Source organism: Bacillus sp. 01N45 (genome assembly GCF_056399205.1).
Genome location: NZ_JBFTQW010000035.1, coordinates 1 through 1,986, shown reverse-complemented (window position 1 = coordinate 1,986; position 1,986 = coordinate 1). Strand labels below are relative to the sequence as shown.

General features: G+C 33.0%; 1 protein-coding gene. It reads left to right on the top strand.

From position 1 onward, the window contains the following. A partial coding sequence (locus tag AC1DMU_RS29430; protein WP_476941692.1) for a condensation domain-containing protein occupies positions 1-1,986 on the top strand: 1,986 nt, incomplete at both ends.

Genomic DNA, 1,986 nt, shown 5'->3' with positions numbered 1-1,986 from the left:
GGAGAAAACATGTAGAGGTACATCTTCCAAATTATATGGTACCGGCTCATTTTATCAAGATAGAATCATTGCCGTTAACTGTTAATGGGAAGGTAGATAAAAATGCTTTACCCGCATGGGATTCTATTATACAAACGAGCGAGGGATATATAGCACCTCGGAATAGAGTAGAGAGAAAATTGGTAGAAATTTGGTCAGAGGTATTAGGGATTGATTCCTCTGTCATTGGGGTAAACGCTAATTTTTTTGAGTTAGGTGGACATTCTCTCTTAGCAACTAAAATAACTTCACGTTTAGGTGTTGATTTTTCAATTCTAATACAAGTACGTGACATATTTGAATACCCTACTATTAAAAGTTTCTCAGAACGTTTAACATTTTTATTGGAAAAAATGGGGGAAAGCGATGTTTTAATACCATTACAATCAGTTAAACGTGAACAATACGAACCATTATCTTTCGCTCAACAGCGTTTATGGATAATGGATAAAATTGAAACAAATAGTGCACTTTACAATGTCCCGATTGCATGGCGTTTAAAAGGGAAATGGAACGTTGAGATGTTAAAAAAAGGATATGCTGCAATGATACATCGCCATGAAATTTTACGGACAGTATTTCAAGAAATTGACGGAAAACCAGTGCAAATTGTTCAAAAAGATATAACAGTTCCCTTATCAGTAATTGATTTATGTTATCTTTCTCCGGAAGATAAAATATCGAAAATGGATAAAATATCGAAAATAGAGGCTGAAAAGCCGTTTGATTTAAGCCAAGGGCCTTTATTGCGTGCTCATTTAATAATAATGGACAATGAAGAGTCAGTACTTCTTTGTACCGTCCATCATATTATTTTTGATCGCTGGTCATTAGATACTTTTATCAATGAATGGATGAGTTTTTATCATGCATTTTTGGAAGACGAAACTGAAAAGCTTCCCCCTTTACCTTTTCAGTATATTGATTTTACAAAGTGGCAAAAAAGCTGGTTAAAAGAAGACGTTATACAAAAACAATTAGCATATTGGAGGAATGAATTACGTGGCTTACTTCCTATATTGGAACTCCCATTTGATTATCCTCGTCCAACAATACAAAGCTATAATGGAGATACGTATCAAATTGTCATACCCAATAAATTGTTAGAAAAAATAAAGGTATTTAATTATAAGGAAGGTGTTACACTATTTGCCACGTTATTAGCAAGTTATCAAGGGTTTCTTTCTCGTTATACAAATCAAAAAGATATTTTAGTAGGCTGCCCGATTGCTAATAGGAATTATCCAGGAGTTGAAGATCTTATTGGATTCTTTGCGAATACTGTAGTCTATCGTGCAGATTGCTCAAATAATATAACATTTAAAGAATTGGTCCAACAGATAAAGAAAAAAATGTTAGATGCACAAGAAAATCAGGACGTTCCTTTTGAAAAAGTTATAGAAGCCATACAACCAGAACGTGATATGAGTTATTCTCCACTATTTCAGACAATGTTTGTTTTTCATAATCAATTAAAAGAGTTACCAAAATTATTAGATCATAGCGTAGAAAAAATGCCTAGACATATGAATGGTGCAAAGTTTGATATAACTATAGCAATGGAAGAGGTACCAACAGGATTACAAGTGGACTTTGAATATAATACAGACTTATTTAAGGTTTCTACAATAAAAAGAATGGCTCAATCTTTTGAAATTTGGCTAGATGAAATTTTACAATTTCCGGAGGAACCTATTGAGAATTTAAGAATAATTACTAGGAAGGAAGAAAAGCAATTATTACATGAATGGACTAACATAGAGGGGAATTATCAAAAAGATGTGGTGATTCAAGAGTTATTTGAACAGCAAGTGATTCAGAATCCGAATTCTGTTGCGTTGGTATATAAAGAACAACAGTTAACTTATAAGGAATTAAATGAAAAAGTAAATCAATTAGCTTTTTATCTACAGAAACGAAACGTAGGACCTGAAAGTATGGTAGGGG